General features: G+C 68.4%; 17 protein-coding genes. 15 read left to right on the top strand and 2 right to left on the bottom strand.

Annotated elements, in window-relative coordinates; translation table 11 throughout:
* Positions 1–25: 25 nt before the first annotated feature.
* Positions 26–625: a murein hydrolase activator EnvC family protein gene (locus IEW87_RS10950; RefSeq protein ID WP_188712244.1), complete on the bottom strand. Its 600-nt coding sequence runs from the start codon at positions 623–625 to the stop codon at positions 26–28.
* Between the two features lie 322 nt (positions 626–947).
* On the opposite strand from IEW87_RS10950, the gene rpsB reads away from it, so the two are divergent.
* The 9 genes from rpsB (at position 948) to IEW87_RS10905 (ending at position 7,624) form a co-directional block, all read left to right on the top strand.
* Complete coding sequence (gene rpsB, locus IEW87_RS10945; protein WP_188712243.1) at positions 948–1,856, top strand: 30S ribosomal protein S2; 909 nt, start codon at positions 948–950, stop codon at positions 1,854–1,856.
* 29 nt (positions 1,857–1,885) lie between these two features.
* Positions 1,886–2,713: a translation elongation factor Ts gene (gene tsf, locus IEW87_RS10940; RefSeq protein WP_188712242.1), complete on the top strand. Its 828-nt coding sequence runs from the start codon at positions 1,886–1,888 to the stop codon at positions 2,711–2,713.
* A 109-nt stretch (positions 2,714–2,822) separates the two neighbouring features.
* On the top strand, positions 2,823–3,578 hold the full coding sequence (gene pyrH / locus IEW87_RS10935; RefSeq protein ID WP_188712241.1) for a UMP kinase: 756 nt from the start codon (positions 2,823–2,825) through the stop codon (positions 3,576–3,578).
* A 51-nt stretch (positions 3,579–3,629) separates the two neighbouring features.
* Positions 3,630–4,184 (top strand): ribosome recycling factor, encoded by a 555-nt coding sequence (gene frr / locus IEW87_RS10930; RefSeq protein WP_188712760.1) that lies wholly within the window; start codon positions 3,630–3,632, stop codon positions 4,182–4,184.
* A 2-nt stretch (positions 4,185–4,186) separates the two neighbouring features.
* Complete coding sequence (locus IEW87_RS10925; RefSeq protein ID WP_229731102.1) at positions 4,187–5,203, top strand: phosphatidate cytidylyltransferase; 1,017 nt, start codon at positions 4,187–4,189, stop codon at positions 5,201–5,203.
* Between the two features lie 12 nt (positions 5,204–5,215).
* Positions 5,216–5,773 carry a DivIVA domain-containing protein gene (locus IEW87_RS10920; protein WP_188712239.1) on the top strand — a complete coding sequence of 186 codons (558 nt, stop codon included), beginning with the start codon at positions 5,216–5,218 and terminating at the stop codon, positions 5,771–5,773.
* A gap of 66 nt (positions 5,774–5,839) precedes the next feature.
* Positions 5,840–6,598 (top strand): aggregation-promoting factor C-terminal-like domain-containing protein, encoded by a 759-nt coding sequence (locus IEW87_RS10915; protein WP_229731101.1) that lies wholly within the window; start codon positions 5,840–5,842, stop codon positions 6,596–6,598.
* 13 nt (positions 6,599–6,611) lie between these two features.
* The gene (locus tag IEW87_RS10910; RefSeq protein ID WP_188712238.1) at positions 6,612–6,899 is read left to right on the top strand and encodes an Rv1322 family protein; all 288 of its coding nucleotides are present in this window, start codon (positions 6,612–6,614) and stop codon (positions 6,897–6,899) included.
* 11 nt (positions 6,900–6,910) lie between these two features.
* Positions 6,911–7,624, top strand: coding sequence for an alpha/beta hydrolase (locus IEW87_RS10905; RefSeq protein ID WP_188712237.1), 714 nt, complete (start codon positions 6,911–6,913; stop codon positions 7,622–7,624).
* On the opposite strand, the gene IEW87_RS10900 is transcribed toward IEW87_RS10905, so the two are convergent.
* Positions 7,625–8,674: an AI-2E family transporter gene (locus tag IEW87_RS10900; RefSeq protein ID WP_188712236.1), complete on the bottom strand. Its 1,050-nt coding sequence runs from the start codon at positions 8,672–8,674 to the stop codon at positions 7,625–7,627.
* Positions 8,675–8,876: 202 nt separating this feature from the next.
* On the opposite strand from IEW87_RS10900, the gene IEW87_RS10895 reads away from it, so the two are divergent.
* The 6 genes from IEW87_RS10895 to putP all read left to right on the top strand — a co-directional run bounded on the left by IEW87_RS10895 (position 8,877) and on the right by putP (position 18,310).
* Positions 8,877–10,673 carry a DUF8094 domain-containing protein gene (locus IEW87_RS10895; protein ID WP_188712235.1) on the top strand — a complete coding sequence of 599 codons (1,797 nt, stop codon included), beginning with the start codon at positions 8,877–8,879 and terminating at the stop codon, positions 10,671–10,673.
* Between the two features lie 34 nt (positions 10,674–10,707).
* Positions 10,708–11,655 (top strand): tetratricopeptide repeat protein, encoded by a 948-nt coding sequence (locus IEW87_RS10890; protein WP_188712234.1) that lies wholly within the window; start codon positions 10,708–10,710, stop codon positions 11,653–11,655.
* 8 nt (positions 11,656–11,663) lie between these two features.
* Positions 11,664–12,830, top strand: a complete 1,167-nt coding sequence (locus tag IEW87_RS10885; RefSeq protein WP_188712233.1) for a cysteine desulfurase family protein — start codon at positions 11,664–11,666, stop codon at positions 12,828–12,830.
* 24 nt (positions 12,831–12,854) lie between these two features.
* A complete protein-coding gene (gene mnmA / locus IEW87_RS10880) occupies positions 12,855–13,970 on the top strand; it encodes a tRNA 2-thiouridine(34) synthase MnmA (RefSeq protein WP_188712232.1) in 1,116 nt (371 codons plus the stop codon).
* 252 nt (positions 13,971–14,222) lie between these two features.
* Positions 14,223–16,631: an NAD-dependent DNA ligase LigA gene (gene ligA, locus IEW87_RS10875; protein WP_188712231.1), complete on the top strand. Its 2,409-nt coding sequence runs from the start codon at positions 14,223–14,225 to the stop codon at positions 16,629–16,631.
* A 155-nt stretch (positions 16,632–16,786) separates the two neighbouring features.
* Positions 16,787–18,310 carry a sodium/proline symporter PutP gene (putP, locus tag IEW87_RS10870; RefSeq protein WP_188712230.1) on the top strand — a complete coding sequence of 508 codons (1,524 nt, stop codon included), beginning with the start codon at positions 16,787–16,789 and terminating at the stop codon, positions 18,308–18,310.
* Positions 18,311–18,408: the final 98 nt, after the last annotated feature.

Here is an 18,408-nt window from a genome sequence, read left to right as displayed (position 1 = left end):
ATACCGCCTCGCACACCCGCGCGACTCAGGGCGGGCCGTCGCAGCACGGCAGGAGGATGGGGCGCGTCGCCGCGCCGAGGAGCGCGAGCGGATTCACGTACGCGCCGTTGATGCGCGCCCCCAGATGCACCGCGCCTGCGGGCGTATGGCCGCCCGAGGCGAGCGTTCCGACGGCGGTGCCACGCGTCACCCGCGCGCCGGGGGAGAGCTCGCTTGCGACCGGCTCCAGCGTCGAGACCAGGCCGGCACCGTGATCGATTGTGATGAGGGGACGATCGACGACGGTACCGCGGAACGCGACGACGCCATCTGCCGGTGCCACGATCTCCTGGCCCGAGACCGCCACGTCGAGGCCCCGGTGGCCGGCTCCGTAGTCGTGAGCCGGGGCGTCGAACGGGCGCACAATTTCCGCACGGCCGCCCGGCCACGCCCAGGGTGCACTCGGATGCATCGCCTCGTCGGACGCGAGCGGCGCCGTAGGAGGCGGGTCGGAGATATTCGCCGCGGCGGGCGCGGCGGCGTCGAGGGCAACCCACACGAGGACAAGTGCGATCGTTGCGCGTCCACGGCGCCCGCGCCGTCGACGCTCGACGACGTGATTTTCGGGTCGGAGTACGAGAGCCATCTCGTCACCGTGACGCATCCGGTGCGCGCGTGCGCCGCGGGTGAGAGCGAATGTGGACGGATCCGCGGATTTCCGCACGTGGGGACGTGCCGACCCGGCGCGACGACGGTGATCTCGCCCGCCGGCGTGCTGTATACTTGAGGTCGCATCTCGTGTATCGGGATGACTTCGCGTGCCCTCGCGGCTTCGGCCGTGACGCCACCTCCCACCGGTCCCTCCTCGCGGAGGGCGGGAGGACGTCGGGCACCAGGATCGCCGGCCCGTGCCGGCTCAGTAACCGAAATCGGCGCGCTCGTGCGCGCCCTGACGCAAGGAGACGGCAATGGCCGTTGTGACGATTCGCCAGCTGCTCGACAGCGGCGTTCACTTTGGACACCAGACCCGCCGGTGGAACCCGAAGGTCAAGCGCTTCATCCTCACGGAGCGCAGTGGAATCCACATCATCGACCTGCAGCAGTCGCTGGCCTACATCGACAGCGCCTACGACTTCGTCAAGGAGACCGTCGCCCACGGCGGCACGGTGCTCTTCGTCGGCACGAAGAAGCAGGCGCAGGAGGTGCTCGCCGAGCAGGCTCTGCGTGTCGGCCAGCCCTACGTCAACGAGCGTTGGCTCGGTGGTCTGCTCACGAACTTCCAGACGGTGTCGAAGCGCCTCGCGCGGATGAAGGAGCTCGAGGAGCTCGACTACGACGACCCCGCTGCATCGGGCTTCACCAAGAAGGAGCTCCTGCTCAAGAAGCGCGAGCTCGACAAGCTCCACAAGTCGCTCGGCGGCATCCGGAACCTGACCAAGACGCCGTCGGCCCTCTGGGTCGTCGACGCCAAGCGCGAGCACCTCGCGATCGACGAGGCACGGAAGCTGGGCATCCCGGTCATCGGCATCCTCGACACGAACGTCGACCCCGATGACCTGGCGTACCCGATCCCGGGCAACGACGACGCGATCCGTTCGGTCTCGCTGCTGACGCGCATCATCGCTGACGCCGCGGCCGAGGGGCTGCAGCAGAAGCACCAGCCGGGCGACGGCAACGTCGAGGAGCCGCTGGCTGAGTGGGAGCAGGAGCTGCTCGCCTCGGGCGGAACCGAGACGCCCGCTGAGGCTCCGGCCGAGCCGGCTGCCGAAAAGGCGCCTGCGGACGAGAAGCCCGCCGAGGAGAAGCCCGCCGAGGAGAAGCCCGCCGAGCAGGCGCCCGCGGACGAGAAGCCCGCCGAGGCGCCCGCAGCCGAGTAATCACCACCGACAGCAAGGGAAAGCCACACATGGCAAACGTCAGCATCGCCGACATCAAGACGCTGCGTGAGCAGCTCGGCACCGGCATGGTCGACACCAAGAAGGCCCTTGAGGAGGCGGACGGCGACCTGGAGAAGGCCGTTGAGATCCTCCGCCTGAAGGGTGCGAAGGGGAACGCCAAGCGCGCCGATCGCGCCGCGACGGAAGGTCTCGTCGCCGCGACCGAGTCGGACGGCAAGGCGACCATCATCGAGCTCGCCTGCGAGACGGACTTCGTCGCCAAGAACGAGAAGTTCGGCGCCCTCGCCGACACGGTCCTCAACGCGGTCGCCGCGGCCAGCGCGACCGACGTCGCCTCGGCGCTCCAGGCGGACGCCGGCGGGAAGACCGTCGAGCAGACGATCGCCGACGAGGCGGCCGTCATCGGCGAGAAGGTCGAACTGCGTGGTGTGACGACGCTCTCGGGCGACGCGTTCCAGGTCTACCTCCACAAGACGAACAAGGACCTGCCGGCTCAGGTGGGCGTTGTCGTCGCGTTCTCCGGGGACGACGCCGAGACGGCTCGCTCGATCGCGCAGCACATCTCGTTCGCGGCTCCGGAGTACCTCACGCGCGACGAGGTCCCGGCCGACGTGGTCGACAAGGAGCGCGACATCGTCACGGAGATCTCTCGGAACGAGGGCAAGCCGGAGGCTGCGCTGCCCAAGATCATCGAGGGTCGCGTGAACGCGTTCTTCAAGCAGGTCGTGCTCTTCGACCAGGCTTACGCGAAGGACAACAAGCTGTCGATCCAGCAGGTCGCCGACGCGGCCGGTATCACGATCACCGGCTTCGCGCGCTACAAGGTCGGCGCGTAACACGCCGCGACGCCGTCACAGGGTCCGATCCGCTCAGAGCGGATCGGACCCTGTTTCTCTTGGCGTGCATGCAGGGTTCAGCACGGTCTTCTGCGCTAGCGTGGACACAATGCCCACGCGGCCGATCCGAGAGGGAGTCAACGTGACCCGTGACGCCAACGCCACCACCCGCCGTGTCCTCCTCAAGCTCTCCGGAGAGGCGTTCGGAGGTGGTCAGTTGGGCGTCGCCCCCGATGTCGTGAGCACGATCGCGCAGGCGATCGCCGCGGCGGCGCGCGAGGCCGAAGTCGCCATCGTCGTCGGCGGTGGGAACTTCTTCCGCGGCGCTGAGCTCTCGAAGAACGGCATGGAGCGTTCCCGCGCCGACTACATGGGCATGCTCGGCACCGTGATGAACGCGCTCGCGCTGCAGGACTTCCTCGAGCAGGCGGGAACCGAGACGCGTGTGCAGTCCGCGATCGAGATGCGCCAGGTCGCGGAGCCCTACATTCCCCGTCGTGCGCAGCGTCATCTGGAGAAGGGCCGCGTCGTGATCTTCGGCGCCGGTGCCGGGCTGCCGTACTTCTCGACCGACACGGTCGCGGCACAGCGCGCGCTCGAGGTCCGCGCCGACGAGGTGCTCGTCGCGAAGAACGGTGTCGACGGCGTGTACACCTCCGACCCGCGCGTCGACGAGACTGCCACGAAGCTGGATCACGTGACCTACGCCGACGCGCTCGTCGGCGGACTGAAGGTCGTCGACTCCACCGCGCTGAGCCTGTGCATGGACAACGGGATGAACATGCGGGTGTTCGGCATGGAGCCGGCCGAGAACATCACGCGGGCGATCCGCGGCGACGACATCGGCACGAGCGTCACGGTGTGAGCTGACGCTCGCCGGTAGAATTCTCAGCAACCACGAATGAATGGAGCCCCCGTGATCGCCGACGTTCTGGCGGAAGCCGCGAACCGTATGGAGAGAGCCGTCGAGTCCGGCAAGGAGGACTTCGCGACTGTCCGCACGGGTCGTGCCAACCCGCAGATGTTCCAGAAGCTGATGGTCGACTACTACGGTTCGCCGACCCCGCTGCAGCAGCTCGCGTCGCTGGCGAACCCCGAGGCGCGCACGCTCCTCGTGACGCCCTACGACAAGTCCGCCCTCACCGCGATCGAGGCGGCGATCCGCGACATGCCGAACCTCGGCGTCAACCCGACGAATGATGGCGCCGTCGTGCGCGTGACGATGCCGGAGCTGACAGAGGAGCGCCGCAAGGAGTATGTGAAGCTCGTGCGCGCCAAGGCCGAAGACGCGCGCGTGCGCGTGCGCGGTGTCCGTCGCCAGACGAAGGACGATCTCACCTCGCTGAAGGATGACATCGGCGAAGACGAGGTGGCGCGCGGAGAGAAGGACCTCGACGCCCTCACGAAGAAGCACGTCGACATGATCGATGACGCCCTCGGGATCAAGGAAGCGGAGCTCCTCGAGGTCTGATGATGCCTGACGCTCGAGACGACGATCAGCGGCGGGTCCCCCCGACCGCCGATGACGCGTCCCCGGGCGAATCGTCCGCTTCGTTCCGGCACCGGCTCACGGGCGCGCGAGATGATCTCGAACACCGGGTCGACCGTGCACGTGACCAGCTCGATGCGACCAACGAGCGCATCAAGAAGCGCACTGGTCGTGATCTCTTCGCCGCGATCGGCGTGGGGGTGCTCGCAGGTGCGGCCGTCGTCGCGTCGCTGCTCTTCGTGAAGTGGGCGTTCGCGATTCTCGCCATCGCCATCGCCGCACTTGGCGTGTTCGAGCTCGCACGCGCGCTCCAGGCGCGAGGGCGTCGGATCGACATCGTCCCGCAGCTGGTCGGCGCGGCGATCATCATCTCCGCGGCGTATTGGTTTCCGTCTGCCGTGCACTGGGCCGCCGTCTTCTCGACGCTCGCGATCATCATCGTCTGGCGGGTCGTCGCGCAGATGACGGCGCTCGACGGTCGCGTGTACGCATCGATCTTCGCGGACATCGTGGTCGGTTGCTTCGTGCAGCTGTATGTGCCGTTGCTCGCGAGCTCGGCGCTCGTCCTGCTCCGGCAGGACAACGGCGAATGGTGGGTGCTGTCCTTCATCCTCGTGGTGGTCGTCGCCGACACGGGCGCGTACGCGTCGGGATTGGCGTTCGGATCCCACAAGATGGCGCCGCGCATCAGTCCGGGCAAGACCTGGGAGGGCTTCGCCGGGGCCGCGATCATCTCGATCGTCACCGGAGCTCTCGCCGGGGCGTTCCTGCTCGACATCCCGTGGTGGGGCGGTGCGCTCTTCGGCGCGGCGCTCGTCGCCTCCGCGACAATGGGCGACCTCGGCGAATCGATGATCAAGCGCGATCTCGGGATCAAGGACATGAGTTCGTGGCTGCCGGGGCACGGAGGAGTGCTCGACCGGCTCGACAGCATCCTCCCGTCAGCCGTCGTGGCGCTGGCCATGTACCAGCTGCTGCTGCCCACCATCGCGACCGGTTAGACGAGGAGAACGATGACCGAGCAGAGCGTCGACACGCCGTTCACCCGCGAGGCGCGTGCGCGCCGCGGCTACGATCCCGAGGCCGTGCGCACGTTTCTGGCGGGTGCCAGGGAGTCGTTCCAGTCTGCGGCTGGCGGCGTGTCGAGCAGCGACATCCGCACGGCGTCGTTCCCCCTGGTGCGCGGCGGATTCTCCGTCCGCGAGGTCGACGCCGCCCTCGCTCGGCTGGAGGACGCCTTTGCCCAGCGCGAGCGCGAGGCCGCCATCGGCGCGGGCGGGGCAGACGAGTGGGTCGCGGGCGCGAGGGAGCAGGCGCGGGAGATCCTCGCCCGGGTGACGCGCCCGGAGGGACAGCGGTTCGACCGTGTGAGCCGTCTCCGCGTCGGCTACGCGACGGTCGAGGTCGACATGGTCGCGGAGCGCATTGCTCGCTATCTGGCCCGGGGGGACGCTCTCACGACCGAGCAGTTGCGCACTGCCGCCTTCCACACCGCGCGCGGTGGATATCGCGAAGAGCAGGTCGATGCCCTTCTCGACGCGACGGTGCACGTGATCTTGGCGGTGCGGTGAACAGACCCGCGCATCGGTCACGGTGATGTCACGTTCAGGTAACAGTCGGGTATACTCGCGAACACTGTGACTCCTGAGCACCCCGATACCCACCCGATGACCCGACGCGATGCCCGCGCGATCGAGCGCTCCGCCGTCGTCGAGGCACGCCGCACCCAGCGCACCGCCGCCGCGGTCGAGAGGCGCGGAGCGCGCGCCGCCACACGCAGCTGGGGTGCACGCCGCGCGTTCGGCGCCGTCGCCGGCGGCGTGGCGGCGCTCGGGATCCTCGCGGCATCGATCGCGCCCGTCGTCACGTCGCAGGTTGCCGAGGCGAGCCAGGATCCGCGTGCGTCGACGTACGCTGTCGCGGCCGACGAGGCGCAGCTGTTCGCCGCATCGGCTGAAGGCGGCACGATCGCCGCGCTCAGCGCCGTGACCTACGAGGCCGAGTTGCGCACGCCCGAGCCCGAGCCGGAGCCCGCGGCCGTTCCCGACGAAGATGGCGGCGACTCGAGCGAGGGCAGCGCTCCCGCGCCCTACCAGCCGCCTGCGCCGTACACGGGCGGCGGTTCGCCGGCGGAGTGGATGTCCGCGGCCGGAATCGCCGAGAGCGACTGGGGTTACGTCGACTACATCGTCACTCGTGAGAGCGGGTGGAACCCGAACGCCACGAACCCCTCCTCTGGAGCGTGTGGTCTCGTGCAGATGTACCCGTGCAACAAGGCCGGCGTGAACAGTCGCGATCCGGTGGCGAACCTCGCATGGGCGAACTCCTACGCGATCGGCCGGTACGGCAGCTGGGCAGGAGCCCACGCGTTCTGGACCGCCAACCACTGGTGGTGACCGGCGCTCGGCTATGGGACGCTCGCGTAAGCGCCCACGTCGGCAGCCTCCGGTCGCTGATGACCGCCTCGATCGTCTGATCTCCGGCTGGCGTCGCACGGAAGTGCGCCATGGCGCCGAATGGAACGTGCAGCCGGTCGGCACCGGCCGCAGCGACAAGCCCTACACGTGCCCCGGTTGCGGGGGTACGATCGCGGCGGGCCTCGCACACCTCGTGACGTGGCGCGCTGACGGAGTTCTCGGCGACCGCGCCGACCTCGAGGCTCGCCGCCACTGGCATTCGCACTGCTGGAGCATCTGAAAGGAGCGACCATGGAGATCCGCGGCGCCACCGTCCTTCCCGCCCGACGCGAGGACATCGAACTGACGACCTCGGATGGGCTCACGCTCGTCGGCGAGCTCGCCCTTCCCGCGGATCGTGAGCCGACCGCGACGCTCGTGACGCTCCACCCGCTGCCCACGCACGGCGGCTTCATGGATTCCCACATCATCCGGAAGGCCGCAGCACGACTCCCTGCGCTGGCCTCGCTCGCGGTGCTCCGCTTCAACACTCGCGGCACGACATCGCCGCGCGGCACGAGCGACGGTGCGTTCGGCGAGGGTGTCGACGAGCGTGCCGACGTGGCCGCGGCTATGGCGTTCGTCGCCGAGCGTCAGCTGCCGGATCCGTGGTTCGTCGGCTGGTCCTTCGGCACCGAGCTGGCGCTCAAGTACGGCCGCGAGCACCCGGTCCGCGGGGCGATCCTCCTCTCGCCCCCGCTGCACCGCACGAGCGAAGAGGAACTGGCCGCGTGGGCAGGCGATGCGCGTGAGCTCATCGCGCTCATTCCCGAGCACGACGACTATCTCCAGCCGGCCGAGGCCGAGGAAAGATTCGGCGTCGTGCCCGATGCGCGACTCATCGCGGTCGAGGAGGGCAAGCACCTCTGGGTCGGCGAGAAGCAGACCACGCGGGTGCTGAACGAGATCGTCGAGATCGTCGCGCCGGACCGCGTCCCGCTGCCCACGGAGTGGCCTGACGACTGATCAGCGCTCGTTCATTCGGGGGATCAGCACCTGGCGGTAGATGATCAGCACGCTCGCGGCGACAGGGATCGCGATGAGCGCGCCGAGAAGGCCGAGCAGCGCGCCGCCAGACAGTGCGGCGACGACGACGACGCCACCGGGGACGGAAACGGCGCGGCTCATGACGCGCGGCGAGAGCACGTAGGCCTCGATCTGCATGTACACGAGGTAGTAGATGGCCGCGATCAGGGCCGTCGTCGTGTCGCCGACCCCCGGGATGAGGCAGACGAGCACGATGATCGTCGACCCTGTGATCGTGCCGACGAGCGGGATCATCGAGCCGAGGAAGGCGATCACAGCGAGCACCATCGCGAACGGCGCGTCGATGATCGACAGGAATACGGCGCTCAGGGTGCCGTTGATGACCGCGAGCGTGATCTGCCCCATGACGTAATAGCCGACGGAATTCGTGATCTGCTCGGCGATGTGGGCGAAGTTGTTGCGCCGCGAGGCGGGGACCAGCTGGTAGATCGCGCTCTTGAGCATCGGCGTCGACGCCGTGAGATAAATGGTCAGGATGAGGATGATGAACGCGCCGAAGAGGCCGTTCGCGACGCCGACCGTGACGTTCACAAGGCTCTCGCTGATGGAGAAGATGTTGTCCGTCAGCCAATCGTTCACGGCGTCGATGAGCACCGGCACGTCGAGGTTCGGGAACGTCGCGGCAGCCCATTCCTCCATGTCCATCTGCCAGCCGGATCGATTGAGCTGCAACGTGATGCGCCGGACGAGCTGGGAGACCTGATCGATGAGCACCGGAATGACGATGAGCAGGATCCCCGTGAACAGCGCGAGCACGCCGACGATCGCGAGGAGCACCGCCGCCCAGCGCGGCAGCTTCCGTCGCTCGAGCCAGGTGACGACGGGGTCGATGCCGAGTGAGATGAACAGCGCCGTTCCGACGTACAACAACACGGTCGACAGGCTCTGCATGCTCTGGAGGAGCACATAGGCGAGCCCGACGCCGAGCGTCGCGATGAAACCCAGTCGAAACGGGTTGTGGATCTTCATAGCGCTCCTGCTGCGTGGCGGGTCGTCAGTGGCGAGCGTACCGGGCCGGGCATGCGGGACGCGCGCAGCGCGCCCGCCGGGGTAAGTTCCGAGCGTACGCGTGTGTGAGTTTGTTTAGACTCCCAGGCGCCGTCGTTACTCTGAAACATTGGTGACGCCTGTGGCATCCGTCGCAGGCGGGGCGAACGAGGAGAAGTGATTCGTGCGATTTGTCTGGGCGGTCGTCGCCTTCCTCGCGGCGGCGGCGCTCGTCGGAGCCGGCGTGATGCAGCTGAATTCGCTGCGAGCGGCTGAGACCACGACGAGCGAGATCGAAGTGCCGGACACGGAACTTCCCTACACGGTCGTCGACGCCGACGTCCTCAAGGTGTATCCCGGGCAGCAGGGCATCGAGATCTCCGGGGCCGGTGACGAAGAGATCTTCGTCGCGTACGGCCGCACGAGCGACATGACCTCGTGGCTGTCCGACGCGGCATACAACCACGTGACGTTCGGGGGCGTGTCCTCCGAGGAGACCGGTGAGCCCGTGGTCACGGCCGACGTCATCGAGCCGACGAATGAGTTCGAGGACACCGGTGAGCGCGTGTGGTGGAACCCGCGCGCAGCCGATGTGTGGATCGAGGAGATCACCGCGGAGGGCGAACTCGTGCGCGATTTCACGCTGCCGCAAGGCATGAGCATTCTCATCTCGACGAACGGCAACGCGCCGGCGCCGTCGGACATCAGCGTCACGTGGACGACGTCCGAAGAGACCGCGCCGTGGGCCGGGCCCCTCATCGTCCTCGGTTGCGTCGTTCTGCTGATCGGCCTGTTCTTCTGGATCGCCGGGTTCGTGCACATGCGCCGTCGCCGCGGTCCGCGTCGCAAGGGGTCGAAGTTGCCGAAGACCGAGCCGATCGAGAAGGCTCCCAGCGGCCGCGCGTCCCGCAGGCGCGCGTTCGTCGCACTTCCGTCGGTGATCGTCGCGGGCGCCATGCTCGCGTCGTGCTCGCCAGCGGCGTGGCCCGAGTTCGACGAGGAACCGACGCCGACGCCGACGGCAGAGCCGGAGGAGTCTGTCGACGCCGAGACGCCCGCCGTGACCGAAGCGCAGGCCGAACGCATCGTCGCCGACGTGTCGCAGGTGATGAAAGACGCCAACGACAACGCCGACGCGGAGATGGCGTCGAAGCGACTCACGGGCGCTGCGCTGTCGGCCCGGGAGACGGCCTACGACATCGCGAAGGACGTCGACGACTGGAAGCTGCCTCCCGTCGTGCCGGACGGCCCCGTCAGCGTCCTGCTGCCGCAGGCGAACGACGGCTGGCCACGCTCGGCCCTCATGGTCGTGGGCGACGCCGAATCCGAGACGGCGCCGACGATCCTCATGACGACACAGCGCAGCCCGTGGGAGAACTACAAGGTCTCGTACATGGCAGCGATCCCGGCGAGCACCGCGCTCCCGGAACTCGCCCCCTCGTGGCTCGGTGCGGCGCTCGTGCCGCCGGACTCGTCGTTCCTGCAGGTCGCGCCCGATGAGCTCGCGGACGCCTACGCCGACACGCTCGAGAACGGCGAGGACAGCGACTACGCCGATGTCTTCGACCTCGAGACGGATCCGTTCCGCCAGGCACTGAACGACAAGCGCGACTCGACGCGCGAGAACTTCAACGAGACCGCGGAAGGCACCGCGAAGATCCGCTTCGGTCAGCGTGCTGGTGGAAGCGATCCGCTCGCGCTCGCGACCTTCAACAGCGGAGCGATCGTGGCGGTCACGCTGACCGATATGGAGACGGTGTGGCCGACCGAAGAGGACGGCATCATCAAGGACCTCAACCCCGAGATCCAGCACTTCGTCGGGGAGGAGGAGACCTCGACCGGCGTGCGCACCGCCTACGACAATGTGCTCTTCTTCTCGGTTCCGGCGAAGGCGTCGGACGAACCGATCCGCGTTCTCGGCTACTCGGACACCCTTTCGGGCAGTGAACTCCTCCCCGAAGAGGAAGACGAGGGAGAATAGAGTAAGCCCCCGACCCCCTCTCGAAAGGTGATCGATGTCTGACGCCTCTCTCGGTTCCGCCCTGCGCGGCGCCGTCGACCTGTCATCGCTGCGAAACCGCCGACCCGCTCCACCCGAGGGCGCCCCCGCGCCCGCCGGGCAGCAGGCGCCCGGCACCCTCGACGTGGTGATGGACGTCACCGACCAGATGTTCTCGCAGGTGCTGGAGCTCTCGCAGCAGGTGCCCGTCGTCGTCGACCTGTGGGCGGATTGGTGTGAGCCGTGCAAGCAGCTCAGCCCCATCATCGAGAAGGTCACGCGAGAGCTGCGCGGCCGTGTCGTGCTGGCCAAGGTCGACGTCGATCAGAACCCGCAGATCCAGCAGGCGTTCCAGGCCCAGTCGATCCCCATGGTGGTCGCGCTCGTGGGCGGACGCCCTGTGCCCCTGTTCAACGGCGCCGTCCCGGAGCAGCAGGTCCGCGAGATCTTCGGCCAGCTGCTCGAGGTCGCCGCCCAGCAGGGCGTCACCGGCACGATTCCCGTCGATGAGACCCCGGGGGACGCCGAGGCCGCACCCGAGGAGCCGCCGCTGCCGCCGCTGCACCAGGAGGCATACGACGCGATCCAGCGTGGCGACAACGCCGCGGCGATCGACGCGTACGAGCGGGCGCTGAAGGAGAACCCCCGCGACGCCGACGCATCGGCCGGCCTGGCGCAGGTCCGCCTGCTGCACCGCATCGAGGGCCTCGACCTGCAGACCGCCCGCCAGGCTGCCGCAGACAGGCCAGAAGACCTCGACGCTCAGCTCGCGGTCGCCGACATGGACGTCGCCGGCGGCCACGTCGAGGATGCCTTCGACCGCCTCCTGGACGTGTTCGCCGCAACCATGGGCGACGATCGCACGCGCGTGAAGGATCGCCTGCTCGAGATCTTCGAGCTCGTGGGCCAGGCCGACCCGCGCGTCACGTCGGCGCGCACCCGCCTGACGAACCTCCTGTTCTGAGCGACCAGATGGTGTACCTCGACCACGCAGCGACGACTCCGCTCCGGGTCGAGGTACGTGACGCGTGGCTGGGCGCGCACGAGAGCGTCGGCAACGCCTCCTCGGTACACGGGGCCGGTCAGAACGCCCGACGTCTGCTCGAGGACGCGCGAGAGCGACTCGCGTCTGCGCTCGGATGCGAGCCCATCGAAGTCGTGCTCACGTCCGGCGGCACCGAATCCGTCGGTCTCGCCGTGCAGGGTCTCTGGCGTCGACGCGCGGCGGGCCAGAGCGAGATCGTCCTGCCTGACGGGGAGCATCATGCGACCCTCGACACCGTCGAGTGGTTGGCCGCGAATGACGGTGCGGTCGCCACGGCGGTGGCGCTGACCGCGACCGGACGGATCCCTCTCGACGCGTTTCGCGCGGCCGTTGCGCGCGAAGGGACCGCGCTCGCGACCGCACTCGTGGCAGGAAACGAGACCGGCACGATCAACGACGCGGCCGGACTCGCGCGCGCCGCCGCGGTCGAGGGTGTTCCCCTGCACCTCGACGCCGTTGCCGCATTCGGACACACCGAGGTCGACTTCGGCGCATGGCGGGCAGACGCCCCGGCAGGCGCAGGTCTCGTCGCGATGAGCGTGTCGGGCCACAAGATCGGGGCGCCCACCGGAACCGGCGCGCTCGTCGTCGCCCGCACCGCCGGAATCGCACCGCTCCTGCACGGCGGCGGCCAGCAGCGGGGGATCCGCGCCGGCACGCAGGACGTCGCCGGGGCGGTCGCGCTCGCGCGCGCCGCCGAGCTCGCCGTCGCCGAACGCCATGCGGAAGCGCATCGCCAGGAGGCGCTCCGCTCCGACGTGATCGCCCGCATCCACGCGCGCCTCCCGGACGTCGTCGTCCTCGGGGATCCGCAGCATCACCTGCCCGGCACGATTCATCTGCACCTGCCCGGAGCGGCAGGGGAATCGCTGCTGTTCCTCCTCGACCAGCGCGGCATCTCCGTCTCCACGGGATCCGCGTGCCAGGCCGGAGTAGCCGAGCCCTCGCACGTGGTCATCGCGCTCGGCTACTCCGCGCAGGCCGCCCGTGAGGTGCTGCGGATCTCCATGGGGCGCGATACGTCGTCCGCCGACCTCGACGAACTCATCGACGCGCTCGTCGAGGCGTATCCGCGGCTCGTCAGCCGACGCTGACGCGGCGGCGCGTACCCTGGAGATATGCGAGTTCTTGCTGCGATGAGCGGAGGCGTCGACTCCGCGGTGGCCGCCGCGCGTGCGGTCGACGCCGGACACGACGTCGTCGGCGTGCACCTTGCCCTGTCGCGCGCCGGAGGCACCCTGCGCACGGGCAGCCGCGGCTGCTGCACCGTCGAAGATGCCATGGACGCGCGACGCGTATCCGACAAGCTCGGGATCCCTTTCTACGTCTGGGACTTCTCGGAGCGGTTCCGTGACGACGTCATCGACGATTTCCTCGCCGAATACCGCGCTGGCCGCACTCCCAATCCGTGCATGCGGTGCAACGAGAAGATCAAGTTCGCTGCGCTGCTCGAGCGCGCCGTCGAACTGGGCTTCGACGCCATCTGCACCGGCCACTACGCGACGCTGGTCGATGGCGAGGACGGTCTCGAGCTGCATCGCTCCAGCGAACAGGCCAAGGATCAGTCGTACGTGCTCGGCGTGCTCGATGCCGACCAGCTGCGTCACACGATGTTCCCGCTCGGTACGACGCCGTCCAAAGAACTCGTCCGGGCCGAAGCCGCCGAGCGCGGCTTCACCGTCGCGAAGAAGCCCGACAGCTACGACATCTGCTTCATTCCCGACGGCGACACCCGCGGCTACCTGGCCGAGAAGGTCGGCGCACGGGAGGGCGACATCGTCGATCGCTCCGGCGAGGTTCTCGGAACGCACGAGGGCGCCCACGCCTTCACGGTCGGGCAGCGCAAGGGCCTCAAGATCGGCCATCCCGCCCCGGACGGCAAGCCGCGCTTCGTCCTCGAGGTGCGACCCGTCTCCAACGAGGTCGTCGTCGGACCCAAGGACGCGCTGCTCATCGGCGAGATCTCCGGCGAGCGATTCAGCTGGGCCGGCGCCGCCCCGCGCGACGCCGACGTGCCGTTCGCCTGCGACGTCCAGATCCGCGCCCACGCCGACCCCGTGCCCGCCATCGCCGTCGTGCGCGACGGGAACCTCGTCATCACGCCGACGGATCCGCTGAGTGGTGTCGCCACGGGACAGACGGCAGTGATCTATCGCGGGACACGCGTCCTCGGCCAGTGCACCATCGACCGTACGACCCCCGCGCACGCCGCTGACCGCGTTCTCGTCGATTGACGCACCCCGCGTACGGCCCCCGCGCACGCCGCTGACGGCGTTCTCGTCGATTGACGCACGTTCGTGCGCCTGCTCTCCTCGGCCTTGTCATCGACGCACGCGGGCGCCGTACGTAACGCCGCTGACGGCGTTCTCGTTGATTGACGCACGTTCGTGCGCCTGCTCTCCTCGGCCTTGTCATCGACGCACGCGGGCGCCGTACGTAACGACGCGACCACGAAATCTGTCGGTGCTCGGCCGTAGGATCGAGGCGTGACTACCGCGGCCAGTGATCTCTCGCTCGACGACGCACGCGCCGAGGCAGCCGATCTCGTCGCCCGCATCGATGACGCGCGCGAGGCGTATTACGGATCCGATCGGTCGCGCGTCGACGACCCGACGTACGACGCGTGGATGCACCGGCTCGAGGAGATCGAGACCGCGCACCCCGTGCTCCGGGCACAGGACTCGCCGACGCAGACGGTCGGATCCGCCGAGAACACTGGTCTCGAGACGATCACACACGCCGAGCGCATGCTGAGCCTCGATAACGTCTTCTCCGCGGACGAGCTCCTCGCGTGGTGTGAGAAGACCGTCGCTGCCGCGGGGCGAGACGTGCGCTGGCTCACGGAGCTCAAGATCGACGGTCTCGCGATCAGCCTGCGCTACGAGCGCGGTATCCTCACCTCCGCGGCCACGCGCGGCGACGGGCGCATCGGCGAGCTCGTCACCGACAACGCACGCCTCGTCACGGGCATCCCCGAGAAGCTCGCGGGCGACGGCCATCCCGACATCGTCGAAGTGCGCGGCGAAGTGTTCATCCCCGTCGAGGAATTCCACGCCCTCAACGCCGGCCAGGCGTCGCGCCGCGAGCGCGCGTTCGACGAGGCGCGCGAACGCTGGGAGCGTCGTGCCTCCACCGCCAAGAAGCCGTTCGACGAGGAACGACAGCGACAGGCGGCCGACCGTCGTTTCCCGGCATTCGCGAACCCGCGCAATGCGGCCAGCGGCGGCCTCCGGCAGCAGCTCGAGAAGAAGACCGGCCTCGAACGCGAGGCGGGAGAGGCTCGCCTCGAGGGGCTGCGTCTCTACGTGCACGGCATCGGCGCGTGGCCGGATCCGCCCGTCACGGCGCAGAGCGAGGTCTACGACCTGCTTGCGGGATGGGGACTTCCGACGAGCCCGCACTCGACCGTGAACTCGTCGATCGACGAGGTCGTGCGGTTCGTCGAGCAGTACGGCGAGAACCGGCACACGGTCGAACACGAACTCGACGGCATCGTCGTGAAGGTCGACGAGCTCGCCCTGCATGACGAACTCGGCATTACCAGCAGGGCACCGCGGTGGGCGATCGCCTACAAATACCCGCCCGAGGAGGTCCAGACCACGCTCCTCGACATCCGCGTCGGCGTCGGCCGCACCGGGCGTGCGACGCCGTACGCAGTCATGGAGCCGAAACTCGTCGCGGGCAGCGTCGTGCGGCAGGCGACCCTGCACAATCGCGACGTCGTCGTCGAGAAGGGCGTCCTGATCGGCGACACGGTCGTGCTCCGCAAGGCCGGCGACGTGATCCCCGAGGTCCTCGGCCCCGTGATCGAGAAGCGCGACGGCTCCGAACGCGCCTTCGTGATGCCGACCTCCTGTCCGGAGTGCGGCTCCGAGCTGCGCCCGATGAAGGAGGGCGACGTCGACCTGCGTTGCCCGAACGGCGAAGACTGTCCCGCGCAGGTGCGCGGCCGCGTCGAACACATCGGCTCCCGCGGAGCGCTCGACATCGAAGCGCTCGGAGAGGTGACAGCCGCGGCTCTCACTCAGCCCGCCCGGTCGGCCCAGACCGGCGACCCGCTCGACCCCGTGCTTCGCACGGAGGCCGGCCTGTTCGACCTCACCCTCGACGAGATCGTGCCGATCGAGGTCATCGTCACCGACCCGGAGACGGGGGAGGACCGCACCGACGACGACGGACGGCCGGTCCGCCGCGCCCCGTTCCAGAAGGTCGAGAAGACCTACCCTCCGGGATGGGAGGATGCGACGCCCGCAGAACGGCGCAAGGCAGGGATCCGCAAGGACCACGAGGTCATCCATCCGTCGGCGCAGGCGACGAAGCTGCTCGCCGAGCTCGAGCGCGCCCAGCAGAAGGAGCTGTGGCGCCAGCTTGTCGCGCTCAACATCCGCCACGTGGGGCCAGTCGCGGCACGCGCCCTCGCACAGCACTTCGGCTCGCTCGATGCGATCCGGGCCGCGAGCATCGATGAGCTCGCCGCGGTCGAGGGCGTCGGCGAAACAATCGCGCAGTCGCTGCTCGACTGGTTCGACCTCGACTGGCATCGCGACATCGTCGACCGGTGGATCGCGGCTGGCGTCTCGTTCCGCATCGACGGCCACCCAGGCCCCGGCGCGGCGGACACCGCGGGCGGCGTGCTCAGCGGGCTCACCGTCGTCGCGACGGGATCGCTCGACGGGTACACGCGCGACGGGGCCAAAGAAGCGATCATCGCCGCCGGCGGCAAGGCTGCGTCGAGCGTGTCCAAGAAGACCGACTTCGTCGCGGCAGGGCCGGGCGCCGGGTCCAAGCTGACCAAGGCGGAGGATCTCGGCCTGCGCATCCTCGACGCGGCACAGTTCCACCTCCTCGTCACCGAGGGGCCGGGCGCTCTGGAGGGCGAGACGTCGAACGGATAACACTTCGGCGCGATGCTTGCGATTCTGAGAGAATGCTGTGTATCGTTACGGAAATCCGCGGGAGTGCCGCGGCTCCGACCATTTCCCTCGCGGAGAGACTTCCGCGCGCGGGCGCCTACAAGGTCGCCCCGGGGTGAAGGGTTCCTGAACGCACCATGTCCAACCACACCTGGTTCATCATCGCGCTGGTGATCTACTTCGTTGCCATGATCGGCATCGGCGTCTACGGCGCGCTGAAAACGAAGAACCACGAAGACTATATGCTCGGCGGGCGCAATCTCCCGCCCGCTGTCGCGGCGCTGAGCGCCGGAGCCTCCGACATGTCCGGCTGGCTCGTCATGGGCCTGCCCGGCGCTCTTTACGCCACGGGACTCGTCGAGGTGTGGCTCGCGATCGGACTCACGATCGGCGCTTACCTCAACTGGAAGCTCGTCGCACCGCGCCTGCGCGCATACACGGAGATCGCGAAGAACTCCATCACCGTGCCGAGCTTCCTGTCCAACCGCACGCGCGACAGGACCAACATCCTGCGCGTCGCGGCCGGCATCATCATCCTCGTCTTCTTCACGCTGTATGTCTCGAGCGGCATGGTCGCCGGCGGCAAGTTCTTCCAGAGCGCGTTCGACGGCGACTACACGACCGGTTTGCTCCTCGTCGCGGGCGTCACGCTGCTCTACACGCTGTTCGGAGGCTTCCTCGGTGCGAGCTACACCGATGTCGTCCAGGGCCTGCTGATGTTCGCTGCGCTCCTCATCATTCCGGTGCTCGCGATCGTCTCGATCGGCGACCTCGCGGCCGTGGCCGAGGGCATCACGACGGTCGGCGCCGAGAACCTCGACTGGTTCGGCGGCGGGCTGACGGCCGCGTCGGTGATTGGCATCATCTCCTCGCTGGCGTGGGGGCTCGGCTACTTTGGTCAGCCCCACATCATCGTGCGCTTCATGGCGCTCCGTAACCCCGGCGAGGCGAAGACGGCGCGCCGCATCGGCATGGGATGGATGATCCTGTCGCTGCTCGGCGCCGTCGCCTCCGGCCTCATCGGCATCGCCTGGTTCAGCATCAACGGCATCGAGCTGCCCGACGCGGAGACCGTCGTGCTGGTGCTCTCGCAGAACCTCATGCACCCCTTCGTCGCGGGCCTCGTGCTCTCGGCGGTGCTCGCGGCGATCATGTCGACGATGTCGAGCCAGATGATCGTGTCGTCGTCGGCCCTCATCGAGGACATCGCGCGGCTGATCTTCAAGACGAAGCTGAACGAGCGCCTGCTGGCCTGGCTCGGACGTCTCGCGGTTCTCGCGATCGCGCTGATCGCGATCTCGATCGCGTTCGACTCGGAGGCGACCATCCTCGAGCTCGTCGGGTTCGCCTGGGCGGGCTTCGGCTCCGCCTTCGGACCGCTGATCATCCTGTCGCTGTTCTGGCGCAAGCTGACGAACATCGGCGCGATCGTCGGCATGCTCTCTGGAGCGGTCGTGGCCTTCGTCTGGGGAACGGCTCTCTCCGGCGGCATCTTCGACCTCTACGAGATTGTTCCCGGCTTCCTCATCAACCTCGTGCTGGCCGTCGTCGTGAGTATCGCGACCTTCAAGGCCGATACTGACAGCGACAAGGAGATCCAGCAGGAGTTCACCGACACCGGCTCGATCGTCCTGACCCAGGTCAAGCACAAGCAGGCCTGACCCTCTCTCGCCGAAGGGCGCCCCGCGGAGCGAGTTCCGCGGGGCGCCCTTCGCGATTGTAAGAAACATGAACGCCGTCTAAACGCTCTCTCATCTCA

The sequence above is a fragment of the Microbacterium faecale genome (assembly GCF_014640975.1).
Lineage (GTDB): Bacteria > Actinomycetota > Actinomycetes > Actinomycetales > Microbacteriaceae > Microbacterium > Microbacterium faecale.
Note: the sequence above shows the minus strand (reverse complement) of the source record. Positions and strands in the feature narration are given on the sequence as shown.